This is a genomic window from Flavobacterium sediminis (genome assembly GCF_003148385.1).
GTDB classification, from domain to species: domain Bacteria; phylum Bacteroidota; class Bacteroidia; order Flavobacteriales; family Flavobacteriaceae; genus Flavobacterium; species Flavobacterium sediminis.
In genome coordinates, this window is record NZ_CP029463.1 from 743,515 (window position 1) to 767,873 (window position 24,359).

21 protein-coding genes are annotated in these 24,359 nt (G+C 35.2%); 2 read left to right on the forward strand and 19 right to left on the reverse strand.

The annotated features are described in order from the left end of the window. Nucleotides 1–9: 9 nt before the first annotated feature. Nucleotides 10–3,963, reverse strand: a complete 3,954-nt coding sequence (locus tag DI487_RS03530; protein WP_109568431.1) for a gliding motility-associated C-terminal domain-containing protein — start codon at nt 3,961–3,963, stop codon at nt 10–12. 211 nt (nt 3,964–4,174) lie between these two features. Between DI487_RS03530 and DI487_RS03535 the strand changes: the two genes are divergently transcribed. Next, complete coding sequence (locus DI487_RS03535) at nt 4,175–5,785, forward strand: PAS domain-containing sensor histidine kinase (protein WP_109568432.1); 1,611 nt, start codon at nt 4,175–4,177, stop codon at nt 5,783–5,785. Nucleotides 5,786–5,809: 24 nt separating this feature from the next. On the opposite strand, the gene DI487_RS16250 is transcribed toward DI487_RS03535, so the two are convergent. From DI487_RS16250 to DI487_RS03620, 17 genes are all read right to left on the reverse strand, one after another. Further along, entirely contained in the window at nt 5,810–6,406 is a 597-nt protein-coding gene (locus tag DI487_RS16250) for a CatB-related O-acetyltransferase (RefSeq protein WP_170108164.1), read from the reverse strand. A gap of 37 nt (nt 6,407–6,443) precedes the next feature. Next, nucleotides 6,444–7,481, reverse strand: a complete 1,038-nt coding sequence (locus DI487_RS03545) for a glycosyltransferase family A protein (protein ID WP_109568434.1) — start codon at nt 7,479–7,481, stop codon at nt 6,444–6,446. Beyond that, complete coding sequence (locus DI487_RS03550; RefSeq protein WP_109568435.1) at nt 7,465–8,394, reverse strand: NAD-dependent epimerase/dehydratase family protein; 930 nt, start codon at nt 8,392–8,394, stop codon at nt 7,465–7,467. The genes DI487_RS03545 and DI487_RS03550 overlap by 17 nt, the downstream gene beginning before the upstream one ends. Nucleotides 8,395–8,460: 66 nt before the next feature. Beyond that, a complete protein-coding gene (locus DI487_RS03555; RefSeq protein ID WP_109568436.1) occupies nt 8,461–9,357 on the reverse strand; it encodes a glycosyltransferase family 2 protein in 897 nt (298 codons plus the stop codon). Next, the gene (locus tag DI487_RS03560; protein WP_109568437.1) at nt 9,339–10,133 is read right to left on the reverse strand and encodes a glycosyltransferase family 2 protein; all 795 of its coding nucleotides are present in this window, start codon (nt 10,131–10,133) and stop codon (nt 9,339–9,341) included. Before DI487_RS03560 ends, DI487_RS03555 begins: the two co-directional genes overlap by 19 nt. 2 nt (nt 10,134–10,135) lie before the next feature. Further along, nucleotides 10,136–10,573: a glycosyltransferase gene (locus DI487_RS03565; protein WP_245896527.1), complete on the reverse strand. Its 438-nt coding sequence runs from the start codon at nt 10,571–10,573 to the stop codon at nt 10,136–10,138. Continuing rightward, on the reverse strand, nt 10,570–11,322 hold the full coding sequence (locus DI487_RS03570; RefSeq protein WP_109568439.1) for a glycosyltransferase family protein: 753 nt from the start codon (nt 11,320–11,322) through the stop codon (nt 10,570–10,572). Before DI487_RS03570 ends, DI487_RS03565 begins: the two co-directional genes overlap by 4 nt. After that, nucleotides 11,303–12,550, reverse strand: coding sequence for a glycosyltransferase (locus DI487_RS03575; protein ID WP_109568440.1), 1,248 nt, complete (start codon nt 12,548–12,550; stop codon nt 11,303–11,305). The genes DI487_RS03570 and DI487_RS03575 overlap by 20 nt, the downstream gene beginning before the upstream one ends. Next, entirely contained in the window at nt 12,547–13,509 is a 963-nt protein-coding gene (locus tag DI487_RS03580) for a glycosyltransferase (protein WP_109568441.1), read from the reverse strand. Before DI487_RS03580 ends, DI487_RS03575 begins: the two co-directional genes overlap by 4 nt. Then, nucleotides 13,509–14,387, reverse strand: a complete 879-nt coding sequence (locus tag DI487_RS03585; RefSeq protein WP_109568442.1) for a glycosyltransferase family 2 protein — start codon at nt 14,385–14,387, stop codon at nt 13,509–13,511. The genes DI487_RS03580 and DI487_RS03585 overlap by 1 nt, the downstream gene beginning before the upstream one ends. Next, nucleotides 14,372–15,385, reverse strand: a complete 1,014-nt coding sequence (locus tag DI487_RS03590) for a glycosyltransferase (RefSeq protein ID WP_109568443.1) — start codon at nt 15,383–15,385, stop codon at nt 14,372–14,374. Before DI487_RS03590 ends, DI487_RS03585 begins: the two co-directional genes overlap by 16 nt. Before the next feature lie 5 nt (nt 15,386–15,390). Continuing rightward, nucleotides 15,391–16,371 carry a sulfotransferase family protein gene (locus DI487_RS03595; protein ID WP_109568444.1) on the reverse strand — a complete coding sequence of 327 codons (981 nt, stop codon included), beginning with the start codon at nt 16,369–16,371 and terminating at the stop codon, nt 15,391–15,393. Further along, nucleotides 16,368–17,180 carry a sulfotransferase domain-containing protein gene (locus DI487_RS03600; protein ID WP_109568445.1) on the reverse strand — a complete coding sequence of 271 codons (813 nt, stop codon included), beginning with the start codon at nt 17,178–17,180 and terminating at the stop codon, nt 16,368–16,370. The genes DI487_RS03595 and DI487_RS03600 overlap by 4 nt, the downstream gene beginning before the upstream one ends. Further along, a complete protein-coding gene (locus DI487_RS03605; protein WP_109568446.1) occupies nt 17,180–17,896 on the reverse strand; it encodes a WbqC family protein in 717 nt (238 codons plus the stop codon). Before DI487_RS03605 ends, DI487_RS03600 begins: the two co-directional genes overlap by 1 nt. Further along, on the reverse strand, nt 17,889–18,959 hold the full coding sequence (locus DI487_RS03610) for a DegT/DnrJ/EryC1/StrS family aminotransferase (protein ID WP_109568447.1): 1,071 nt from the start codon (nt 18,957–18,959) through the stop codon (nt 17,889–17,891). The genes DI487_RS03605 and DI487_RS03610 overlap by 8 nt, the downstream gene beginning before the upstream one ends. Nucleotides 18,960–18,969: 10 nt before the next feature. After that, a complete protein-coding gene (locus tag DI487_RS03615; RefSeq protein ID WP_109568448.1) occupies nt 18,970–20,175 on the reverse strand; it encodes an ABC transporter ATP-binding protein in 1,206 nt (401 codons plus the stop codon). Beyond that, nucleotides 20,175–21,014, reverse strand: a complete 840-nt coding sequence (locus DI487_RS03620) for an ABC transporter permease (protein WP_170108166.1) — start codon at nt 21,012–21,014, stop codon at nt 20,175–20,177. The genes DI487_RS03615 and DI487_RS03620 overlap by 1 nt, the downstream gene beginning before the upstream one ends. Nucleotides 21,015–21,241: 227 nt before the next feature. Here DI487_RS03620 and DI487_RS03625 point away from each other — a divergent pair, with 227 nt between their 5' ends. Beyond that, complete coding sequence (locus DI487_RS03625; RefSeq protein ID WP_109568450.1) at nt 21,242–21,979, forward strand: tyrosine-protein phosphatase; 738 nt, start codon at nt 21,242–21,244, stop codon at nt 21,977–21,979. A 15-nt stretch (nt 21,980–21,994) separates the two neighbouring features. Here the strand turns inward: DI487_RS03625 and DI487_RS03630 are convergent, their stop codons facing one another. Further along, entirely contained in the window at nt 21,995–24,355 is a 2,361-nt protein-coding gene (locus DI487_RS03630; RefSeq protein WP_109568451.1) for a GumC family protein, read from the reverse strand. Between the last annotated feature and the right edge of the window lie 4 nt (nt 24,356–24,359).

Consider the following 24,359-nt stretch of genomic DNA (forward strand, 5'->3'; position numbering starts at 1 on the left):
ACATTTAAGTTACTGATTAATATACAAATAACCTGTCTTCTTCTTATCTTCAAAATTATTTTCAATCGGTGCATTGTACGTTATAATGTAATAGTATGTTCCTGTCGGTAAAGCTTTAGTATCGACACGCATTCCGCTTTGAGCTCTCCCTTTAAAAACATTTAAACTATTATCATAGCCATGCGTTTCAAAAACGATACTTCCCCAACGATCGAAAATAGTAACCTGATTGTCCGGAAAACACTCTATCCCTTCGAGAATCAGATAATCATTTATTCCATCACCATCAGGTGACAAAGCATTGTAGACATTTATATCACAGGTCACTTCTACTGTTTGTTCCAAAATATTAATATTCCCACAACCATCTACTGCTTTCCATTTTCTGTTTATTCTATAAAAACTGGAACAGTCTCCTTCTATCTTTTCCTCTTCATAAGTAACAGCTATAGGCTGTCCATTATCCAAAGCTGTAACGTCTACCTCCGGAAGCGTTGTTTCACAACTTAAATAAAGTGTTTCTAACCTATCAGGATAAAACTCCGGATAGGTGTTATCCTGAATAATAATTTCCTGAGTATATGAGCTTACATTACCACACCAATCTGTTGCAATCCAAGTTCTTATTATATTCATTTCTGTTTCACAAGTTCCTTCTATTGTTTCTTCATTAAAATCTATCTGCACCTCACTACAATTATCTGTAACACTGACAGTATCTGATGAAGGAATTTCATCTGTAGGACCTAATACTATTGTTGCCGGTACTGTTGATGTAAATTGGGGAGGAATTGTATCCTGAATTAAAAATTGCTGTGTAAACTCGGTTTCATAAAGTATTTCTGCTGAATTATTGGTTACATTGCTTTGGTTATCATAGATTACAATATGGTATGTTCTTGTTATAACTTGATTACAGCCGTTTACACCTTCATTTTCAGCCGTTATTACAATAACGCCACAGCTTGAACTAACCTGACCGGTTTGATCACCCAATGCCATAAAGTCTTCTACAGATAAACTTTCCTGAGTAGGAATCTCACCGTAGCACTGGACATGTTCCAATGAAAAACCGGGAATTGTAACCTGAATATCACAATCATTTTCGATCAGACTTATAGTAGCAACATTAGACACATTTCCATCAAAATCTTCTACAGTATATTGAATTGAAGATGGCAAACCCGAAAAGCCGGTTTCCGGTAAAAAAGTCGTTTGTCCGTTCGTCAGATCAACGCTCCATGTTCCTTCAGCGGGAATTTGCAAGGTTAATTCAGCTGTAGTACTTGTTGCATTTCCTTGATTTGACAGCAATACAACTGTTAACGGATCTACAACAGAACCCGAAGTATCATTATCTAAGATCGGTAAAGTCACTGACTGACCGACAGTATAAAAGCCGACATCATCTACGGCAATCGGTAAACAATCAAAATAAATACTGGCCTGGTTCGCTAAATTTCCCTCAATATCTTTTACAGTATAAGCTACGCTTGTTATACTCAAAGCAGAAGGAAATTTAGTGAAATGAACCTTGCCTACTACATCGTCTACAGACCATACCCCTTCACTAGGTACTGTAAACCCCTTCACCAACCCCCATTGATATACGAAGGATGTAGCATTATTGGGAGCAATAAGGTTAATAGATTGCATATCTAAACCTATGCTTGTATTATCATTTTGGAGTACATCAATAACATAATCACTATCTGAATCAGAACAATAAAATACATCATCATGCGATTCAGGACAATTTTCCGAAAACAGATATATAGTTAAAAATGATGTAGATGTACAATTTGTATCATTATCTTTAACTTCAAAATTGTAGATCTGTCCCGGTAAATTCTCTAAATTAAATGTTGCAGTAGCGCCATTATATTCCTCATTTGTATCTACATTGGTAATCGTCCAGTCTGTCGGAAGATTTTCAAAAAGAACGACTCCATTACTTGTATTACATGATGGTTGGTTCACAATTTGAAAAGTCGGATCCGGAGCGGCATAAACGGTAAATGGTTGTGCAAATTCTCTACCACAATTATCTCTTGTTTTAGCTAAATAGGTCATTCCTACGGTCAATCCGGAAAAAATATTTGAATCCTGATAATTTTCTAATAGTGTATTACCTGTACTGTCATATAATGAATACTTATACGGAGCTGTTCCTCCTGTAGCTTCTAATTCTACCGTTGTTTCACAGGCTATTATTGAATCAAAGTGAAATGGCTCCAGGTTAATAGAGAATTGATACTCGTATAAAAAGCCCCCTTGTAATCTGGTATTTAAATTACTTCCTCCTAATTGAGTCGGATAAACTGCTGTACCGAAACCGTCAACACCTCCGTATCTGAAGAAATAGGTTTCATTATTCTGCAATGTCAGATAAATTCTTCCGGTTTGAGCTACCGGTTGAAAATTAAATGGTGGTCCCACTTGTATCTTATCTGAATACACTAATGTTCCGTCCGATTTATAAATAGCGGCATAAGTCCCGAATAAAGCTTTTGGTATATTGATCCGTACCTCCAGGCTATCAGAAACCTCTTCACAATAATTTATATGATGAGAAAGCGTATAATCTTTTACACATGACGTATTCATTGAGTAATTAGCGGTTTTTCCGCAAGCATCTTCTATGGTAAAATTATAATTTCCTGACGGAAATGCTTTTACATTGTCTTTTTCTATCAGCATATAAGCATAAGGCGAACTGAAATTAACTATATAAGGATACTGAATAGGAGAAGTGATTACACTTCCGCCGGTTCCGTTACTTGTTGTATACGTTGAAGGCCCTGAATTTACCGTTATTGTTAACGGCCCTACTGATTGTGAACTGTATGGCAATCCGTTAAAATTTATAAAAGCCACATCATCAAAGAAGCCTCCTGAATCAGTCACTAAACCATTCTCACAGCTTAAAGCCGGATCAAAAGGTGTTCCGTTCTGTATCACATGCTTAACGACTTCTTTCCCACAAGCATCTGTAAAAGTTATATCATAATGTGTATTGTATTTTAATCCTAGATCTACTACTGTTGCCATTCCCATAGGCTGGGAGTTCAAGTGTGCTACATTAACGCTTTGTGGTTGTAAAACTTCTCCGAAAGCATTAGTCGCAGCTTGTCCCGGATTGCAACTTTCTTCAACACTAACCGTAATCGGGTTGACCATATAGTCTCTGAATATCTTTATATTAAACCCTAAATTACAGGAATTATCAGGGTCACTGCTTTCATTAATGGAAGGCACTCCGAAAACAATATCATAATTTAACGGACAAGAAATAGCTCCTGAGAATGAACTACATAAATTTGATGCGTTGTAAGTAATATCTTGTCCGTTAAAAAATGCTACCGGCACCTCTACATCTAAACTATATGAGTTATTCATAGCCGATTTAGTTCTGGCAATCGGAAGATTGAAAATCAAAGTGTTGTTTGCTGAATTAGTTAAAACCAATTCAATATCTCCTGATGAACCTGGGGCAACAAAAAGAAAACGATATTTGACAGAATTGCCACACCCCGACAGTGAAGTATTATTGAAAGTATTACGCATCAAAAAAGTTGCCGTTAAATAGTTACTAGGACTCCCTACGACTATTGTTTTGTCCGAACTATTTCCTCCACATTGATCCATGATGTCTAATGTGTAGGTTCCGGCAACTAATCCTGTTATTGAAAAAGTTGATTCATTTATCGGAACAGCATAATTTGAAGTTCCCGTAGGACCGCTCAAAATTCTGATAATAAACCCTTGGTTCGTAAAATTACCTGCTGTACTACTTATATTTGAAATATCTATTATTCCGTCATTCCCGTTTTGACAACGAACGGACCATGAACTCAAAACAAAATCATCACTTGGTCTGGTAAAATTGTCTAAACACTGTCCTGTTGAAGCAGTGCTTATCATTAAGATTACCATAATCAAATATCTATAGTGTAAATACATACTTGTGATTCTTTTACTTTTTGTTACACAAATTTTGCATTAACATTTGTAATTTGAAATCCGTTTTTAACAGGTGGCTGTTATTTATTAATATGTGGTACGTTTTTGTACCATAAGTGTTCTGTTACTCAACCCTATCTGATAAAGTCTTAATCATTTTTTCAGTTTTTTTTTATATTTTTGACCCTTATCACCTATATATCTTTAAGTTATGGGAAATTTAAAAATCTGCTATTGGGAATTTGACTTTCTGAAAAGGAGGACTGATTCTCTTCATACTTCAAAGGATCTAAGTCTTTTTTTCGGACATGATGAGCTTACTGCTTTCCATAACCCGCTCTCACTTTTTTACAATGAAATTGAGCCTGACAGTAAGAAATGGTTGCTTAGCAATCTAAAAAAACTGCATTATGATGCTATTCCTTTTGACATCCTTATCAAACTAAAGAACCCGAAGCTTAAATGGCTAAGAATCACCGGAGAAGCAGATGAATCCATAAAAGACAAAAAAAATAATTCAAATAAAATATCCGGCATCATTGAAATTGTAGACCATATCGCCAATGCCAATTATGCAAAAGAAAAGATCAAACACCTACTGGGCCCTCCAAGCTCGTCAAAAAAGATCGAACTAAATGCAGAAAGCGCACTGCCTTCAGATTCAAGTCCGGACTTTTCTTCTCTTCTAAACGATATCTTAGATAATTATGTTTACATTAACCATAGCATGTTCTCTGCTTTTTGTAAAAAGAAAATTCTTGCTTCAAATGAATATATCTGGTATTTTGATGGCTCTTCTGCCTTTCTAAGCAAAGGGTTACACAAAGCTCTCGGTATAAAAAGTATTCATAACCTTTATGATCTCAAAAAAATAATTCATCCCGACGATTTCAATAGTTTATTTCACTCCCTAAAGAGTCATTTCAAAAGCAGCTCTTCAACAGGCTGGAAAACAGAATACAGAATCAGGAAGAATAACGATTCGTATATCCCCATTATGGACAAAGCTATTATTCTTAATAAATCTGATGATAATTCTCCTATGATCGTTATAGGGATCATGAGTAGCTTAAACAGGATAACAAAAGAGAAGGAACGAATTAAAGACACTAATAAAAATTTAAAGATGCAGCTTCAGAATCTGGTTGTCATCAATAAGGAACTGGAGCAATTTGCTTATCATGCCTCTCATGATCTACAAGAACCTTTACGAAATATAACAAACATTCTGAATTTATTAGAAAGTGATTTCGGAGATAACTTAGATAAACAAGGTAAAAAGTATATTGAGTTTGCCCAACTGAGCGCCTTCAGAATGCGGAACTTGGTAAAAGCAATTCTGGAATTCTCAAGATTAGGGAATTACCAACCTAAGAAAGAAACGGTTGATTGTAATGAATTAGTTCAGGATATTACGGAAATATTACATCAAAAAATAGCTTCTAAGAATGCCTCGATCAATTGTCATAACTTACCTGTCATTGAATCGTACTTATTAGCTTTAACTCAGATTTTTCAGAATTTAATTGATAATGCCTTAAAATATTCTAAAAAGGATGTAGCTCCCGTCATTACTATAAACTATGAAGAAAAACCTGAATATCACGAATTCTCGGTTGCTGACAACGGAATTGGTATTGAAGAGCAATATTTAGAAAAAATATTTATGATGTTCCAACGTTTACACACTCGTTCTGAATATGAAGGAACCGGTCTAGGATTGGCTGCCGTTAAAAAAGTTCTGACTAAAATAAACGGTAAAATCTGGGTCAAATCAACAGTTGGAAAAGGCAGTACTTTTTATTTTTCAATTAATAAATAAACTTACTCATATTACTGAGGATTGTTATTCATAAATACTGTTGCCTTTCGAAAAATCTTTAAAAAACATCGGTTTGATCTTTTCTAATTCCTGTTCGTTCTTATCCCACCATTTTAAGTTTTCCAATTCTTCGATAACTGTGTCGGAAAACCTTTTTTTTATAATTTTTGCCGGAACACCTCCTATAATGGTATAAGCAGGAACGTCTTTGGTTACTACACTACCTGCTGCTAAAACTGCTCCGTTACCGACCTTAACATTACCTACAATAATCACATTATGCCCAATCCACACATCATTCCCTATCTCAATTCTTTTTTCTTCTTTGAGCTTTTTAAGTTCTCCTTTAAACAAATTCTGATTAATGTATGTTGTCATGTAAGCCGTAGGATGATTGGTTGCATGCAAAGCAACATCTGCCCCTAACTGGCAATATTTTCCTATTTTTATATTTCCGTGAATAAAATTATTATAGCCTAAAGTCGTAGCATAACCGATCTCGATCTTACCTGCAAAATTACAACGATCCGGAACTGCATTTTTACCTTCAAACTTCACGTTTCGCAATCCTCTTGAGAATCCTGAAATCGTTACGTTATCCTTTTTTTCAGGATAGTTCAAAAAATAAAATACTATTTTTTTAATCAGTTTGCGCATTTTAATATTGCTGTGCCTCGTCTTTTGTCAAGCCTAATTTACCTAACACTAAAAGGTTTATTTTTTTTCTATCTAATAACTGTTTGATCTTTCCTCCGACGGATTGTCCCCATCCGGAAACAGGCTGAAAAACAAATTCTTTTCCGGAAAAAGCAGTGATCGATTTATCCTTTGGATCCAGTTCTTTAAATTCCTCATACATCCACTCTTCTGTATGATTTCCCATGTGGTAAGCATAGTTCTCTTTTGTCGCTAAACGCAACAATCCCAACTTTTCATTCGGGAAATCAATAAATCTGTTTTCAACTCCACCCACAATCTTTATAAACGCCGGTTGGTTTGTCCCTTTATCAAATACCTCTCTCTTTAAAGTCGCTACAAAATGTCCGCATCCCATAACCGCTTTTCCGCCCGTGCTTTTATTACTTAAAACCAAATACTTTTCCAAATGAACCGGTTTGTACATTAGTTCTTTATTTCCTAAGCTCAGATCAAAGCGATGCATAGCCTCCGGGTCTTCTACTTTTTCAAAAGCAAGTTTTCCTTTAAAAAGTCCATAAAACCAATTGTTTCCGGTAAACATCTTGTATACTTTACTTGACGGCACCGGACTAATCATACCTGCTTCAGGAAAGGCTAAAAAAGTTTTCTCTACAGCTTCCTGCCAACCTTTTTTAAACAACACATCGGCATCTGTAATGGTAATCAAGGGTTCTAAATTCCCCTTTGCGGCTGCTAAAATGGCATTTATTTTACCCAGATTTTCTTTGGAATGAAAAACCTGATCTATCAATCCAGATTCCTGGTATTTTTCGTCAATATATGCTTTTACTTCCGGATGTGAGTTATTATTATAAATTGTAATCCGTGTTTTATTGTGAGCTGTTAACAACAATGAATCCAGGCACAAGCGGAATACTTCAAACAAATCTGCAAAATAACCTTCAAAATTAGGGATATACACCGGTACAATAACCCTATGGTAATTTTCTAAAACTATTTCTTTATTTTCCTTTTCCGGATTAAACCCTACCCTCATAATGCTCAACCAGTTTTTTAATTCCTTCTTCAAGCGGCAATAAGTCACGCCCTAAGATCTGTTTCATTTTTGTAATATCCGGACATCTGCGCGTCATATCTCCTTCTTCTAAAGCTGGTAAATGAATGATTTCAGACTGGGAATTTGTTAATTTGATAACGATCTGTGCTAATTCTAAAACCGACATTTCTCTATCACTACCAATGTTCAGGACATCATTTATACACTTAGTATCCTGCATTGCTTTTATACAAGTCTCAATATTGTCCTCTACATAACAAAAAGAGCGGGTTTGTTTTCCATCGCCATAGATTGTTATGGATTCATTATTCATAGCTGCCTTTATAAATCTCGGCACTACAAAGTCTTCACTTTGATTAGGTCCGTATGTATTAAAAAAGCGGAAAATTGTATATTCTAAACCATATTCCTGATAGTAGGATCTGAAAAAGGCTTCCCCTACATTTTTTACAATGGCATAAGGCAATCTGGAATTTAGCGGTGTTGTCTTTTCATTTTGCGGAATTTCGAATGGTTCGCCATAAACCTCAGACGAGCTCGAATAAAACACTCTTTTTACACCTGAGTTTTTTGACAAGGATAAGATATTTTTAATTCCTTCGATATCCTCTAAAACCATAATAGGGTTTTCTAAAGTACGTTTAACCCCTACAACGGCAGCGTAGTGGAATACAAAATCAAAATTATAGCGTCCGAAAATCGGAACTACATCATTGTACTGATTTACGTTAGCTTTTATAAATTTTACATTCTCTCCTTCCGGCACCTTTGACAAGTTCCCTGTGGAAAGATTATCTACGATTACAATAAAGTTATTTTTATCTTTTGCTAATGCTCCGGCAAGAGCACTTGCTACATTTCCTGCACCTCCTGTAATGAGTATTGTTGCCATTATCAAAGCTTTTTTTTGTTCTCCAAATATAGTAGTTATTATTCTAATGATCCTGAAAAATCAAATTTAATGCCTTTTCAGAATGCTTGCGATCAAATGTTTGACATAATTGCGTTTTATAAACCAAAAAGAATCAAAAACTTTCATGTTTCGCAGAATCCAAAGTGGATTTTGTTTCAATCGGCTTACAAACAATATGCCCAGTCGCTGATTCAGTAATTTATACGTTATCAGTGTTATTTTCTTTTGTTCAAAAACTTCATCCAATACTTTTTTTAAATGCAACGGAAGTTCCTGATATCCTTTTTTGTTATCCGAAATATTATTGCCATGAACACGATAATACACCAAAGGTTCATCCTGATAATAAAATTTTGTTTCAAATGAGCAACGTGCCCAAAACTCCATATCTTCTCCTGCCGGTGGCATTGTTTCATTAAAAAAACCGACTTTATCAACAACTCCCTTTCTGATAAAAGATGTTGGCATCATAACTGTCCATCTCCCCAACATCTTCTGTGAAACATCGCCGTGTTTTTCCTCCGGATTTCTTAAGCGACCTATTATTCTATTCTGTAATTCTCCCTTTTCATCAATTACTTCACAACAACCGTGAACCAATCCGAAATCGGGATTTTTTTCCAGGATATTGACCTGTTTTTCTAATTTTTCGGGAAGCCAAAGGTCATCATCGTCTGTAAACGCCAAATATTTACCTTTTGCCTTTTGAATACCTGTATTTCTAGGTTTTGCCGGCCCGCCGGAATTTTCTATTTTGTAATACTTAACTTTTTCAAACGGACGGCATACTTTCTCTGCTTCGTCTGTTGGTGAACCGTCATCAACTACCAGAATTTCATAATTAGAATACGTCTGAGCCATAATTCCGGACAGTGTCAGTTTCAAAAGCTCGGGTCGGTTATACGTTGGTATAATAACAGAAACTAGCGGTTGCCCTTCCATACTCTCTTGCTTTTGTTTACCGCTTTCTTCAAAATCCCTTTTAGGGTCTTTCTTTTAGTTGCACTCAACTCTTTTTCCAAGGCTAACATCTTTAAATAGTCGGAATAAAATACACCGAGGTTTTCTTGCAATAGCCTTTCATCTTCCACTTGTTTTTTCTTCAATTGCCCCGGATTATTGCTAATCCCTTCTAAATCGAATAATGTTAGCGGATAATGGATGTGCTGCCATTGAAATTGATTACTTACCATACATTTCAAATAGAAAGCCCTGTCAGCCGAAATACGATACGATTCATCAAAACCGCCCATAGCGTCAAAAACACTTCGCTTAAAAAAAGTACTTTGATGTGGCAAAGAGGATTTCATAAAATAATAAGGCGTTATCTTATCCGGATAGATTTTTTGTCCGTTGACAAACTGGTAATCTCCATAAATAATATCTCCTTTAAAATCCTGGTGCTGCACAAAGTCCTGCAAAGCATTTTCAGAGGTTAACACATCTCCGCTATTCAAAAATAAGACATAATTACCCTTTGCGGCAGCTATACCTTTATTCATAGCATTATAGATCCCATTATCTTTTTCACTCACCCAATGGTGAATTTGCTCTTTATATTTCTTAATAACATCAACACTTCCATCTGTTGAACCGCCATCTATAACAAGATATTGGTAATCTTTAAAACTTTGAGAGACAACGGAACGAATGGTTTCTTCCAGGCCTTCAGATTGATTAAAATTGATCGTTATGATAGAAATTGCTATGGTACTCATACTTATTTTAATTGTAAGATAGTTTCATAAAGGTTACGGTATTCTGAAACTTTATCTTTTATGTCAAACCTTTTTTGAACATCATCAGTAATAACTTGCAGGTCAAACGATTGAGACAAAGCTTTAGCTATGGCTTTAGCCAATTCATTTGCTGTAAAATCTTTTGCCAAAATACCGTTCTCTCCTTCCTTGATGATATCAATACTTCCTCCTGTAGGGAAAGAAACAACGGGTAATCCGCAGGCTAAGGCTTCTATGGTCACTTGTCCGAATGCCTCTTCTATTGACGACATGATAAAAAGATCTGCAGCCGAATATAAAAGCGCTAAAAGTCTTTCATCCTGTATTTCTCCTAAACTGATGATATCCGTGTTCCAAGATTCGCCTTTACCGAATGTAACTACTTGTATATCGCTTCGCTTCTGTTGAATTGTATTCAATGCCTCCTGTGCCAGATCGGCTCCTTTTCTTTTGTTCTGTAGCGAATCTGCCCAAGCAGTAGTAATTTTTTTTCGATCGGTAAATTAAAAACCGATCTGGACCAGTCTTTATTATACGGTTTAAAAACCTGTAAATCTACTCCGTTATGAATGACTTTTTTAGGAAAAGAACCGATCACATCACTGGCTTCTGCTTTTTGTTTTACCCAATCGGAGATACAGACCATCGTAAGATTTGCTCCGGAAAGTGCTTTCTTTCTGATGCTTTTGTTATGTTCTATTAAAGGCTTTAACGCCTCAAAAGGAAAATCTTTTTCGTAGTGATTACCGCCTCCGCAAGCATACAGATCGGCCATTCTCCAAACTACTGGCTTCGTATTCTTTGCAAAAAAGGTTGTTTCGTCTAAAAATGTCGAAACCCAGTTCAACTGAATAATATCAGCTTCCTGATACAAAGGGTGCTGTGTTATATCGTACTTTGAATCGGGATAGGAAAAAATCTCTATCTGATCGCGGAACTTCTTTAAGATATCTTGTTTAGGGAAAAATTTTCTTTTTAGCTTTTCAATAATTTTTTCTGAAAATGACTTCTTCGGATGTGGAAATTGATAGGTTTCTTTTACTTCTTTAGTTTTTTTCAAATACAAGACCTTGGAATCAATTCCTTGTTCCAAAAGACCTAAATGAATTCTTCTACACGCTGTAGCTGCTCCTCCTTTGTCGTATGTATTAATGTGTAAAATTTTCATCTAAAAGCAAATTATAATACCTCAACAATTTGTGATATAAAACCTTAGAATCAAAATGTTCTGCTACGAAAGCTCTTCCTTTTTTTCCCATTTCCATTCTCAAAGGTTCGTTTTGGATTAAAGTTTCTAACTTTTTTACAAAGCTATGAATATCCTTTTCTTTAACAACAAAACCGGTAACATTATCAACGAGTCCATATTTCATTCCGCCTGCGTCAGAGACCACCACCGGAACTTGCATTGCTTGTGCTTCCTGTATTACCAGCCCTTGATTTTCTGCTCTTTTTGTTTCTTCCTCAGTGATTCCCGGCAATAAAAATACAGCCGTTTTTCGCAGATGAGCCACTATTTGTTCCTGACTTATAGCTCCCAATAAAGAAATATTTTGTTCTAAACCGTAATTATGGATCAGATCTTTAAGTTTTTTCTGTAGAGGTCCTTCTCCCACAATACTCAAATGAATATTATGTCCTTTTTTAACTAATTCGTTTACTATTTCGACTGCTAAATCAGGTGCTTTGAAATTGACCAGTCTTCCGCAGAAGAGTATTTCAAAAGGCTCTTTCCGAACGATTGTCTCAGCTGTTTTGAATTTATTGACATCTAATCCTACAGGCAACAACTTGAATCTGGAATCGATTGTTGTTGTTTTCTCTAAAACAGCTAAGGTATATTCTGAATTATAGGTGATTAAATTCATTTTCTCGAACAGCAATTTATAGTTTTGCTTGTATCTTTCGATATTCTGAGGAATGATATCCGAACCGTGAAATGAAACAGCCAATTTTGATTTCGGGAAAAAACCATCTTTCCTTAATCCGGTAACAAACACTCCGACAGAAGCAAAATGAGCATGAATAACATCAAAATCTTCACCTAAAAACCACTGGTTTCTGTAAAAAGTATGCAATGACACAGCTTGTGTTTTGTAACGAAAAATATTTAATGCCTTTATGACTTTACTTACCTTATATCGCTTGCTGTTTTTTAAGAGGTATTTAATAAAAAATGTAAAGCGGGTTATTTTACGTTTCGGTTCTTTTATCAGGTAATGTACTTTGTCCAGTAAATGGTATTGACGGATTGCTTCATGGCAATTTTCCGTTTCTCCTTTGGTCAGGGACAAAATCGTAACATCATGTCCACCATCAATTAATGAGGTGATCTGATTGACAATGAATGTTTCTGTTAACACGGGAAACTTATTTACGACAATGGCAATTCTCATCTTCTGAACTTCTTTAGTAATTTCTCTCTTGTTCTATGAACCTCAAAAAACTTTTTAATATAGCTATAATAAGATGTTGAACGCAATTTTACTGCATAAAATTCTTTACTGAACAATTTAGAGATACTATTGTTCTTAAACCATCGTTCGTACAAAACTGCTGCCTCTTCTTTTTGATCGGCTTTATACGTTGTGTTCAGATAGTCCCTTATCGTTTTTTCTTCAGAGCATCGAATAAATATCTTTTGATAGTTTCGCTGATTGCGGGTTACGTTTCTGTGAAATCTGAAAGAGTTAAGCGGTTCATTATAAAACCCAACTTTAGCTTGTTGCAGCAGGCGAATCCAGAAATACCAGTCGCCACAAATTCGCATTTTTAAAAAACCGCTGTTCATTACTGCTTCTTTCAACAAGGTCTTTTTAAACAGCACTGCGCTTGCATTGGGTATCACACACTTTACCTTCAGGTATTTTTCAACGAATTCATACCCTTCGATTATAAAGCTATTACGCCATACGTTAGGCGTAAAATTTTCGGTGTAACCGATCCGGTTTTCTACAAAGTTCCCTTCTTCATCCACATCATTTGACTGACTGTAAATCAAATCAGGTGTTTCATTATTTTCTTTACTAAAGTTCAGTAGTTTTTCCAAGAAAGTATAATCAGCATAATCATCGCTTTCTGCTATCCATATCCATTCGCCTTTTGCCAATTCAAATCCTTTTTGCCATTGTTTAAACGGACTTCCTGTATTGACTTCATTAACTGTAAAGTGTGCTACTTTTTCATTCCTACTGTACTTGTTCAATACTTCAACACTATTATCTGTACTGCAATCGTCTAACAATATCACTTCAAAATCCTGAAAGGTCTGGTTAAATATACTATCTAACCTTTTCTCCAAAAAAGAGGCGTGATTATAATTCGGAACTAATATGGAAACTTTAGGGCTGGGCATTACTTTAATCTTTTTAACATTCGGATTACTTTCTTTAGTACTTTCCCGAAAAAATTATATCGCAAGAAAAAGTTCTTTCTATAATATGGATGTATTTGCCAGAAGTAGTTCTTATAAACAATTCTTCTGATCTGTTCTGATTCGTCAACGGCTTTTCTCTGATTAACGGCTGTTGCCTGCTGGTCATGCAGCCGGAACGTTACAAGTTCTTTATCGACAAAGGCGATATGATACTTTTTAAAGATACGAAACCAATATTCATAGTCCAGTATTTGTTTCAGTCGGGTATCAAAATATCCTACTTTTTCAAAACACTCTTTACGGATCAATACTGCGGTCGGTTCGCCTATTTTGTTTACCGGCGACTGTAACAGGTTCTCATCATTCAGCAGTTTTCTACCAGTAATTATCCTGTTTTTTTCAAAATCCGCGCTTTTCCAGGTTTGGTGTAAACTTCCGCTTCTTTCCAACCATTCAATATGTTGAGGATTGGTTTTGTCATGAATAAACTTTCGCTTACAAAACACTAATCCTATTGCCTTATCCTGTAATGCTAAATGGACCATTTCTTCAATGCAGGTTGGTTCTAAAAGGTCGTCCTGAAAAAGGAATTTGATAAATTCTCCGTTTGCTTTTTTGACACTGTTGTTCCAATTGGCCCCGATCCCTTGCGGTTCATGCTGATAAATAAAAACAGGAAAATTTACTGAAGTCTTAAAACGTTCAACAATATTTCGAGAGTTATCTTTAGAATTGTCGTCACTGATCACTACCTCAATATTAGAATAGGTTTGTTCTTTTATACTGTGCAGTGCTTCTTCTAAATATTTCTCTCCGTTATAAATCGGCAAACAAACGGATACTAGCGGCTTTTCCATATTTTCTTTTTCACTTGTTTGAACAATTTTGTAATCAGATGTTTTGTGGCTACGTTGTCAACATGGTTTTCTTTTTCTTTCTCTAACAAGCGGTCTTTTTCCTGAATTATTTCCTGTAAAGATTCATAAACTACTTGTTGTACTTCAGGTGTTGTGGTCAATTTCTTTAAATCATCGACTGTTATATTTTCATAAAAGCGAAGTAGAAAAAGTCGGATTCGCTCTAACAATGCCTGAACAACTTTTTTATTTTCTTCCATGCTTTCGATAATCAAAGCATGGGCATAAGCTGTCCTGAAATTTTTAGGGTAAGCAGATTGTGTACTCCAAACCCCGCTTCCGGCTCTGTAAACCGACATGACATCATTAAGTTTTATCATTTTGCCGTAATTTGTTACGAGCATATAAATAAAAAAATCGCCTACAGGTGTTTTCCAGAAACTTTCCGGAAAGGTTTCAATTACATTCTTAAATAGTACGGAAGGTGCATGAATATAATTCCCATATCTTGCAAAATCTTCTTGCATTTGATAGTTCTCAGGAACCTTTGTTATATAATCCGCTACTAATTCCCCGTCGGGTTTTAAAATCTTTACCTCATGGAAGCAAAGAACATATTCCTGATTATTCTCTAAAAAATCGACTTGTTTTTGAAGTTTATACGGATCTGTCCAATAATCATCTCCTTCACAAATGGCTATATACTTCCCTTTGACTCTGGGAAAATTAAAACGTGGATTCATACCTCCGCCAAACTTAGACCGCTGGTTCTCTGTTTGTAATAAAGGTTTGAAAACATCAGGGTGCTTATCTGCATATTCCCTTATGATATTGGCTGTATTATCAGTGGAAGCATCATCATGAATTACAATCTCAAACGGAAAGTTTGTTTTTTGCATCAAAAAACCATCTAGAGCCTGTTTAACATATTTTTCGTGATTATACGTTAAACAGCATATACTGACCATCGGTATTTCATGAGGATTCTCCTTTTCCATCTTAGTTACAGTTCTTGAATTTCAGTAAATTTTTTATACCATTTTTCCCGTTTTCTTTTTTCTTCGTCATCGATCAATTGATATTCCGCTTTTTCATGTCGCTCTTCTCTTTGTAATAAAGGTTCTATTACGTCAAATTCTTCGGCTGAAAGGACAGGAAACTCAAACGGATAATTTAAAGCCTCCATCTCGTGTTGGCACACATATTCTATGAACTGAATTTGTTCTTTGGTCAGCGACTTTAAATATTTCTTCGAATTGTCTTTAATAATCGATTTATCTAAATTTTTCCAGTTATCTGTTTGTACTGCATTTTCTCTGGAAATTTTATTTTTGTGGTAATCTACCATTGTGGTTTCATACGCAATATCCAGAAAATTACAGATTTTTTGCAATTCTGCATCTTGGTTTAATATGAGGTCTTCGTATTTCACCAACAAAATTTTGTCGGGAAATTGCTTAAAAAGCTTTAAGGTTTCTGATTGGTTTTTTGCCCAAACTCTTGCAGAACGAACAATATCGCCTCTATGAACCGGAGATTTACTCCATGACAATGCCATATCTCTCGGGTCTCTGACTAACCAGATAAATTTTGCATCATCAAAACCTTGCACTACAGCGTTAAAAAAATCATAGGTTCTGACTTCTTTTACAAAAACTTTTGTTTTATGATGTGCTTTCGCTTCTTTCTCATAAATATAGCGAACCACATTTGCAAGGGTTCTGGGAGCTACGCTCTTTAATTCTTCTTTACTAAAATCTGATTTCCAGACTCCTATTTTACAATAAAAAAAATCGTGTATATCTTTAATAAATGCATCCCAGTTAGCTTCTTCTTCCAGATTCCCGTATTTATCCATAACCGGATCAAAAACACGAAGCAAATGCGGTGGTGTTGGCCCGCAATAAAGGGAATGATTATCAATTAACTTTGTAATCAAATTGCTTCCGGAACGCTCAGAACTTATTAAAAAGTCGAATTTCATAAATGTAAAAATTTTTCTAAAGGTGTATTTTCTAAATCTGTGGTTATTGCTTTTACGATTTGTCGGTCTAAACTATCTTCCCACTGATTATCGAGTTTTTTGGTTTTAAAAACACTGTATGCGTCTGTATTGTTGACTTGTTTTGCCTGAGACATAAAACGCTCTGTTTCTTCTGTAAATGGTATTTCGCAAAAATGAAAAATATCTTTTACTGTCGTTACTGTATCTGTCAATAAATCATCATAGTCGACCAATTTAAAACGTGAAGGGTATTTTTTCTCTAAGGTTAAAAAGAGATCTGTTACTTCTTTCCATTTTTCAAAGCCATTAAATTCTTCCGGTTTGTCCATATTTTTTTTGGGTGCAAACTGCCATTCTTCCGATTCATCCCAACCCAAATCTTTTCTGAATTCTTTAGGTGCCAACAACCAAGAGGCAATTACTGCCAACGGGTTTCTGACCAAGCCTATTACCTTCACTTCTTTATCCTTCTCTAAAAGGTTTGCTACGATGTTATGATACCTGACTTCTTTGTAAACCACATGCGTAATAATGTCATTTTTTTTTAACTCAGGAATTAACTTTTTTTCTTTTGCTTCTTTCTGATTGATAAAATCATCATTTGTAAGCAATAATTCCTGATAAAAAGCAGCAATTTCTTCTTTTGATGAATCTTCTTTAAGATATCCTTTCAGTGCATACGAAAACAAGGGCTGATAGGCATATTTCACATTAGGATTGCTATTGAAAATTTGCCCTAGCCATGTAGAACCTGACCTAGGCACGCTATGTATGGCGATACGCTTCATTAAATCAATGTATATTGAGTTAACATTTGTTTTATTTCTTCTTTGCTATTGAACATCATTACATCTATTATAGAAAGCCACGGAACAAAATCGTTGTCGAATTGTTTGTATTGAATTGTACTATCCGATTTTATAAAACTTAGTTCCACTCCGTTTTGTTCAAAGTATTCTTTGTCATACAGTTCTTTTCCTCCAATAACATTGATATACATTGACTTTCCTGATCTTTTAGTCATCTCAATTAATCTGTCTGCTCTTCCCATCCCTAAAGTATCACTAAATTCAACAGAACTGACGGTAAGTTTTGTATCGATATCTAAATAGCCCAACACACTGGATATGCTCTTTTTGCACATCTCGGCAATATATTGATTTTCTCCGTTTAATCCTTCTTTTACTACTGCAAAAGCTTCTTTAAAATAGGGTGCTTTTATATAGGATTGCTCAATCTTTTTCAGGAACTTTTGTTTGTCTTTCTCAGTAAAATTAGCCTCAATTTCATTTATTCGGGAAAAAGAACTGATTTTTTTACAGGATATCGTAAACGTATGATCTTCTTCTTTTAACAATATCCTGTTTCTGTTGATCCATCCTCCTTTTATAAAATTCACATCATCATACAGCACAAAAACATCAACAGCGTTAATAAGCTGAAAATACCCGATATAGGGAAATACATAAGGTTGCATTACCGCTATTGCATCCGTATTAGCCATTACTGATTGTTTTTGAGATATTCTCTACTATACGCTTATCCAGTCCGACATACAATGGCAAACACAATATCCTTTTACTGATGCTCTCACTTATCTCACATTTTTGTTCTTTTAGATAAGGCAACGTATTTAAACTAGGATAAAAATAACGTCTCGGAAAGATCTGTTGGCTGTTCAATATTTCTTTTACTTTCAGCAATTCTTCTTCCGTTTCAAAAATTACCGGATAATAATGATAGTTCCATTCTGTATTTTCTCTTATTTTGAGCTTTCGAACAGGTGAATCTTTCAGGTATTCATCGTAAAAACCCACTACTTCTTTTCGTCCTTTAAAGATCTCATCCAAATGCCCGAAAACTGCTAAACCCATGGCTGCCTGTAATTCACTCATCTTTGCATTCGTCCCTAATCCTAAAAATTCTTCTTGATTTTTATGTCCGAAATTATGATGGTAGTATATTTTGTGATGTAATTCTTTATTATTGGTAATCCAACAACCGCCTTCGCCTGTGTGAAATATTTTGGTTGCGTGAAAACTGCACGTACTTACATCTCCATAGTCAAAAATACTTTTTCCCTTATAATTCACCCCGAAACAATGAGCTGCATCATAAATTACTTTTAAATTATGTTTGCGGGCTATTTGCTCAATAACTTCCACATTGCACGGATTCCCGAATACATGTGTTGCCAGAATAGCTGACGTGTCATTTGTTATGGCTGCCTCGATCAGAGTTTCATCAATCGTTAAATAGTCCGGATGAATGTCTACAAAAACCGGCTTGCAATTTTCCCAGACTATAGAACTGGTTGTAGCAACATAGCTAAAGGGCGTTGTGATAATCTCTCCTTTTAATTCCATTGCTTTTATAGCAATTTGTAAAGGCAAAGTTCCGTTAGTAGTTAAAGTCAGGTTGTCAACACCTAAGTAAGCTATCAGTTTTTCTTCCAACTCTTTTACCAGTTGCCCTCTGTTGGTCAGCCACTTTGCATCCCATGCTCTTTGTAAAAAAGATCGGTATTCTTCTATAGGAGGCAGATATGTTTGGGTTACGTTAATCATACATGTTTTTTTAGAGCTGGGTTATTTCTACATCTGATTCTAATTCAATAGGCACCCATAAACTTTTTTCTCCTTCACAAACAAAATCGATAAGATTGTTTATTCTTAAAACGGGAGAATCGGTCTCGTTACTTTTAATGCTGAGATCAACATTATATTTTCCTAAAGTGAATAAAGAATTCTTAATAACAAAGGTATATTTAAGTTGTTCTTTCTCTTCGTTTATCTCCAGTTTACTCTCAGATTGGGTTCCGGCAATCGGTCTTAGATCCTTGTCCTTAAACTCCAAATAAACCTTCGGATAAAATTTCAGGTTTTTACGGATTCCGAACAACAATTCTACTTCTATATCCTGATGACGAACTACTTTTCCTTCCACCAAATTGGTCTTGCAGGAAACCAGTTCCAGAGAACCATCATTAAAAACCATATTCTGAGAACTTCCTGCAAACTTATTGTAATACAGTTCAATTCCTTTTGCCACATTATAGCCCTGATATTCTACTTTTCCATGATCCATTAATACTACTTCATTACATATTCGGGATACCATGGGCATATTATGTGAAACGAAAATTATAGCTGTATTGGGTAGTAATTCGTCGACTTTCTTAAAGCACTTAAGGACAAATCCTAAATCTCCCACGGCTAAAACTTCATCAATGATCAATACATCCGGTTCTAAATGTGCTGCAATAGCAAATCCCAGACGTACCTTCATTCCTGAAGAATAGTTTTTTACGGGCATATCTAAAAAATCTTCCATTTCAGAAAATTCAATGATCGATTGCATTTTAGCATCGACTTCTGCCTTGGCAAACCCTAAAATAGAAGCATTATTATAGATATTTTCCCTACCCGTAAGGATTGGATTAAAACCGGCTCCTAATTCAATCAGAGCCCCTATTTTTCCTTTTATCGTTATTTTCCCTTCATCGGGTGCGTATAAGCCATTCAAAACTTTTAAGAGAGTACTTTTTCCTGCTCCGTTATGCCCTATCAGTCCGATACATTCTCCTCTTCTCAAACTAAAGCTTACATTTTTTACCGCCCAGAACTCACTTTTTCGAAGCTTGCTCTTTTCCGGCAATATCCCAAACATGATCTTCAGGATATCTTTAAACCCATACATAAGGCTGGTCTTCAAATCTTTTGAAAACTTCTTTGACACATTCTCAACGGTCACTAATGTCTCTTTGTGTTTAACTTCCTGCATCAGCTTGATATCTTTTCAATAATTATAGGCAAAGAGTTTCTCAAAACTACTAACCCTAGTAACAATACTATTGTTGAAATAGGGATAATATACAGTAATAGCTGCGGATTATCTAATGGCAGTCCGACCAAACTATTTCTTGCAGAATTGATTAACGGCGACAATGGATTATACGCAAAAATTTTACTAAAAGTACCATTAGTCGGCGCTGCAAATACCACTGGTGTTGCATACATAAGAAATTGCATGATAATAGGTATTGCCCTCCCTATGTCTGTATACAACAAACCGATTGGCGCCAGCAAAACCCCTATTGCAGTTCCCAAGAGAATAAAGATAAACAAATACAAAGGAAAATAAACAAGAGTAGTTCCCGGTGACAGTTTAAAGAAGAACAAGATGAAAACTATCAAGATCATTTTCAACATCGCATTGAACAACAACTTATAAATTCCTGATAACAGCAAAGCTTCTTTCGGGAAATTAATTTTAGATATAATGCTTTTTGAAGAATTGATACTATTAATCGGTCCATTGATAGATTCCAACAAAACAGTCCAAAGTGTTGTTCCTATAATGATAAAAGCCGGTCTGGGTATGGCTGTTTCCTGAAACTGAGCAATTCCTGAATCACTAATAAATATCCAGACTACTGATTGCATCACAATAGGCATGAACGCCCAGAAGAAACCTAACAGCGACTGTCTGTATGTCGCTTTTAAATCTCTTTTAGCTAATTGTTTAGCAATAAAATTAGAGTTTATTACATCCGTAAATATAGCTGAAAGCTCTTTAAAGAAATTAGTTTTAGAACGACTATCGTATGTTACTATTTTCAAAGCGGGTATTTTTCTTTTTAACCACACAAAACTACACAATATTTTTTTATAGTTCCTACATTGTATGGATTAAATATGAAGTATTAAAGCCTTGTCAAAAAACAATCAGTTTACCCGTCAAATACTTATTTTATGTTCTTCTTATTAGAAATCTTTCTATTAAAAAACAACTTTACCACCTCGTTAAAAAAGCTTTACCTTTATATCAATTTTTATATCTTTGCTTTATGTTTTCATTCCTCAAACCTAAGCCAAAATTAAAAGATTTAATCCCGTCTGATTACATTGATATTCATTCGCATGTACTACCGGGAATAGACGACGGATCTCAAAACATTGAAGAAAGTAAATTTCTTTTAGAATCAATGATCGATTTAGGTTTCACCAAAGTAACCACTACACCACATACTAAAAGCAATGTTTGGGACAATACCAGAGTAATCATTGAAAGTAAAAAAGAAGAAATTCACCGAACTCTTCCTGAATTGAGCCAAAAAACAGCACTCAATGCGGCTTCAGAATATTATATTGACGAGGAATTTGTTAAGCTTTTTAAATCTGAAAAGCTACTTACATTGAAAGACGACAAATATGTTTTGGTTGAAATGTCATACCTAAATGCACCGCTGCAATTGTATGATTTTCTTTTTGAATTGCAACTGGAAGGATACAAACCTGTTCTGGCTCATCCTGAACGTTATACTTTTTACCACAACAAACCTAAAGAATATGAGAAGCTGAAAAAGGCAGGCTGCTTATTTCAAATGAATCTTTTATCAAGTGTAGGTTATTATGGAAAAGATGTTGCTTTAGCCGCCGATCAATTACTAAAAAAAGACATGTTCGACTTTGTTGGCTCTGACATTCACAATAAAGGACACATTTTAGCTTTTGAAAACAAGATTCTTATCAAAAGTCAGGAACAATTACAAAAAGCTATTGAAAACAATGCCTTTTTCGGTTAAATTTAATTTTTATTTTTAGCTCTTTTTAAACAATATTCCCCAAAGTCGTTCCCAACTGCTTCTTGGCTTTTCGATCACCTCATAACCATAAGTGTAACCGTAGTTTCGCTTAATTACCGAATCGTTCAATAAAACACTCATGTTATTAAGTTTTCTTTCGTTATAAAGTCTTTGCGGAAGGTTCAACATTTGTTTGTCTAAAACATGTGCTCTGACTACATACACAAAAGCATCGGCATATTTAGCAATAATAAGCGTATCTGAAACCAGACTTATAGGTGCTGTATCTACAACTATATAGTCAAATTGAACTTTTAATTGTTCAAACATCTCTTCGATCTTATTGCTCATCAACAACTCAGCCGGATTAGGCGGCACTACACCGGAAGGCAAAATGGCCAGATTTTCATTCGTCTTACTGGTTACAATGTAATTTTGAATTGAAGTTCCTTTTTTATCAACCAAGTAATTGGTCAACCCGTCAGAAGGAATATCAAAATAATCACTTAATTTCGGGTTTCTGATATCAAGACCTACTAAAAGTACTCGCTTATCGGACTGTGCTATTATAGAGGCCAGATTTACGGAAACAAAGGTTTTTCCTTCTTTCGGATAGGTAGACGTTACAAAGATTGTCTTAGCCATGGTACTGCTGACGTCACTCAATAAGAACTCAAGATTTGTCCGAACGATCCTTAATGCTTCTGCTGTTGCTGAACGATTAGTCGATTCAAAAACAAAATGATCTTCTTCAAATTTAGGCACTTCTCCTAAAAACGGGATGGATATATTATCCGTTACATCAGCCGCCATTTTTATCTTTGTATCAAATAAAGCTATGATATAAAGTACAATAAACGGAATTGCTAACCCCAAAGCTAAAGCTACTAAATATACCATTTTCCGATTTGGAAAAATAGGATTTTTGGCAGCCAATGCCGTATCGATCACTTTTGCATTAGGTTCGGTAACGGCTAAAGAAATTTCGGCTTCTTCCCTTTTTTCCAACAAATACAAATAGAGTGTTTCCTTAATGTGTTGTTTTCTATCTATATCTCTGAATAATTTTTCCTGAGTAGGAATCTGGGAAATCTTCCCAGCCATTTTTGCTCTCTGACTTGCCAGATCTTTATGCTGAATCTTTAATGATATCTTTAATTGTTCTAAACTGGCAATTACATTTTCACGTAAAGCTTCTATTTTACTATCTATTGTAAGAATAACAGCGTTTTTCGGTGTTGCTGTTTTTAACAATCGATTTCGATCTAAGATCAACTGATTGTAACCGGCAATTAAGCTGGCTGCTCCTTCCTCCATCGGAATAATATTCGCAGGGATAAGATCTTTATTCGTATCTGTAGTTACCCTTTCCAACAAAGCTTCCACAACTTTTATTTGTGTTTCCACTTCGATCTCCTTCTTCTCAAATGCACTTGCGTTTTCTAAAAATAACCCCGCTTCTGAGACAATATCAGTAACATGATTTTTTCTTTTGAATGTCTCTACATCTTTTTCTACATCTTTTAACTCATCTGCAATTATTTTCAATCGCTGCTCGATAAACCTTGACGTATTTTCCGCTACAAATTTTTTATCCTGAATGGCATCATTATTATAATTTTGAACCAACGTATTCAGGAAATCTTCTGCTTTTGCTCTTACCGGATCAACTAAACTCAGTTCTATTACACTTGTATTCTTCCCCACAACCGAAACAGCTAGTTTTGATTTAAAATAATTAACCAGTTGTTCTACAGGCGTTACTTCGATCCCTATACTGTAATCATTTGCATCCGGGTTAACTTTGGTAATCATCATCTGAACCTCATCTATTGCAAGTGTGGCTCCGTAATTGTATTCTCCTATTTTTTGCTCTAATTGATTATAAAGCACAAACTCCTTTTCATTCTTATATTGAACCACATAATAATGTTTGTACTTGTTGTATACTTTCGTTGTATTGAAAAACAACACTTGTATGGGAGATTCATTGTAGATCTCTTCTGATTTTACTCTTCCCAAACCGTAATAGGCAACATTTAATTGCAATGCCCTAATGGTTGACTCTATAAGAGTTCTCGATTTTAGAACTTCAATCTCATTATCCACATTCCCTTTGACATTCCCGATAAGTCCTAATTCTCTGAATGCCTCGAGTTCTGTTGTCATATTTCCCTTAATGGCGTCCTTAACTAAAATAGTAGCATTTGCTTTATATTGCGGAATGGAATACCTAAGGTATAGAAAAGCTCCGAAAAATGTAACCAATAAACCGATAACAAACCAACGCCAATGTTCTAAATAGCGTTCTATTTCAATCTTTAGATTGAACCTATTTTTATCGGAACCTGGACTATTTTGCGGCGTTGTCATCATACAA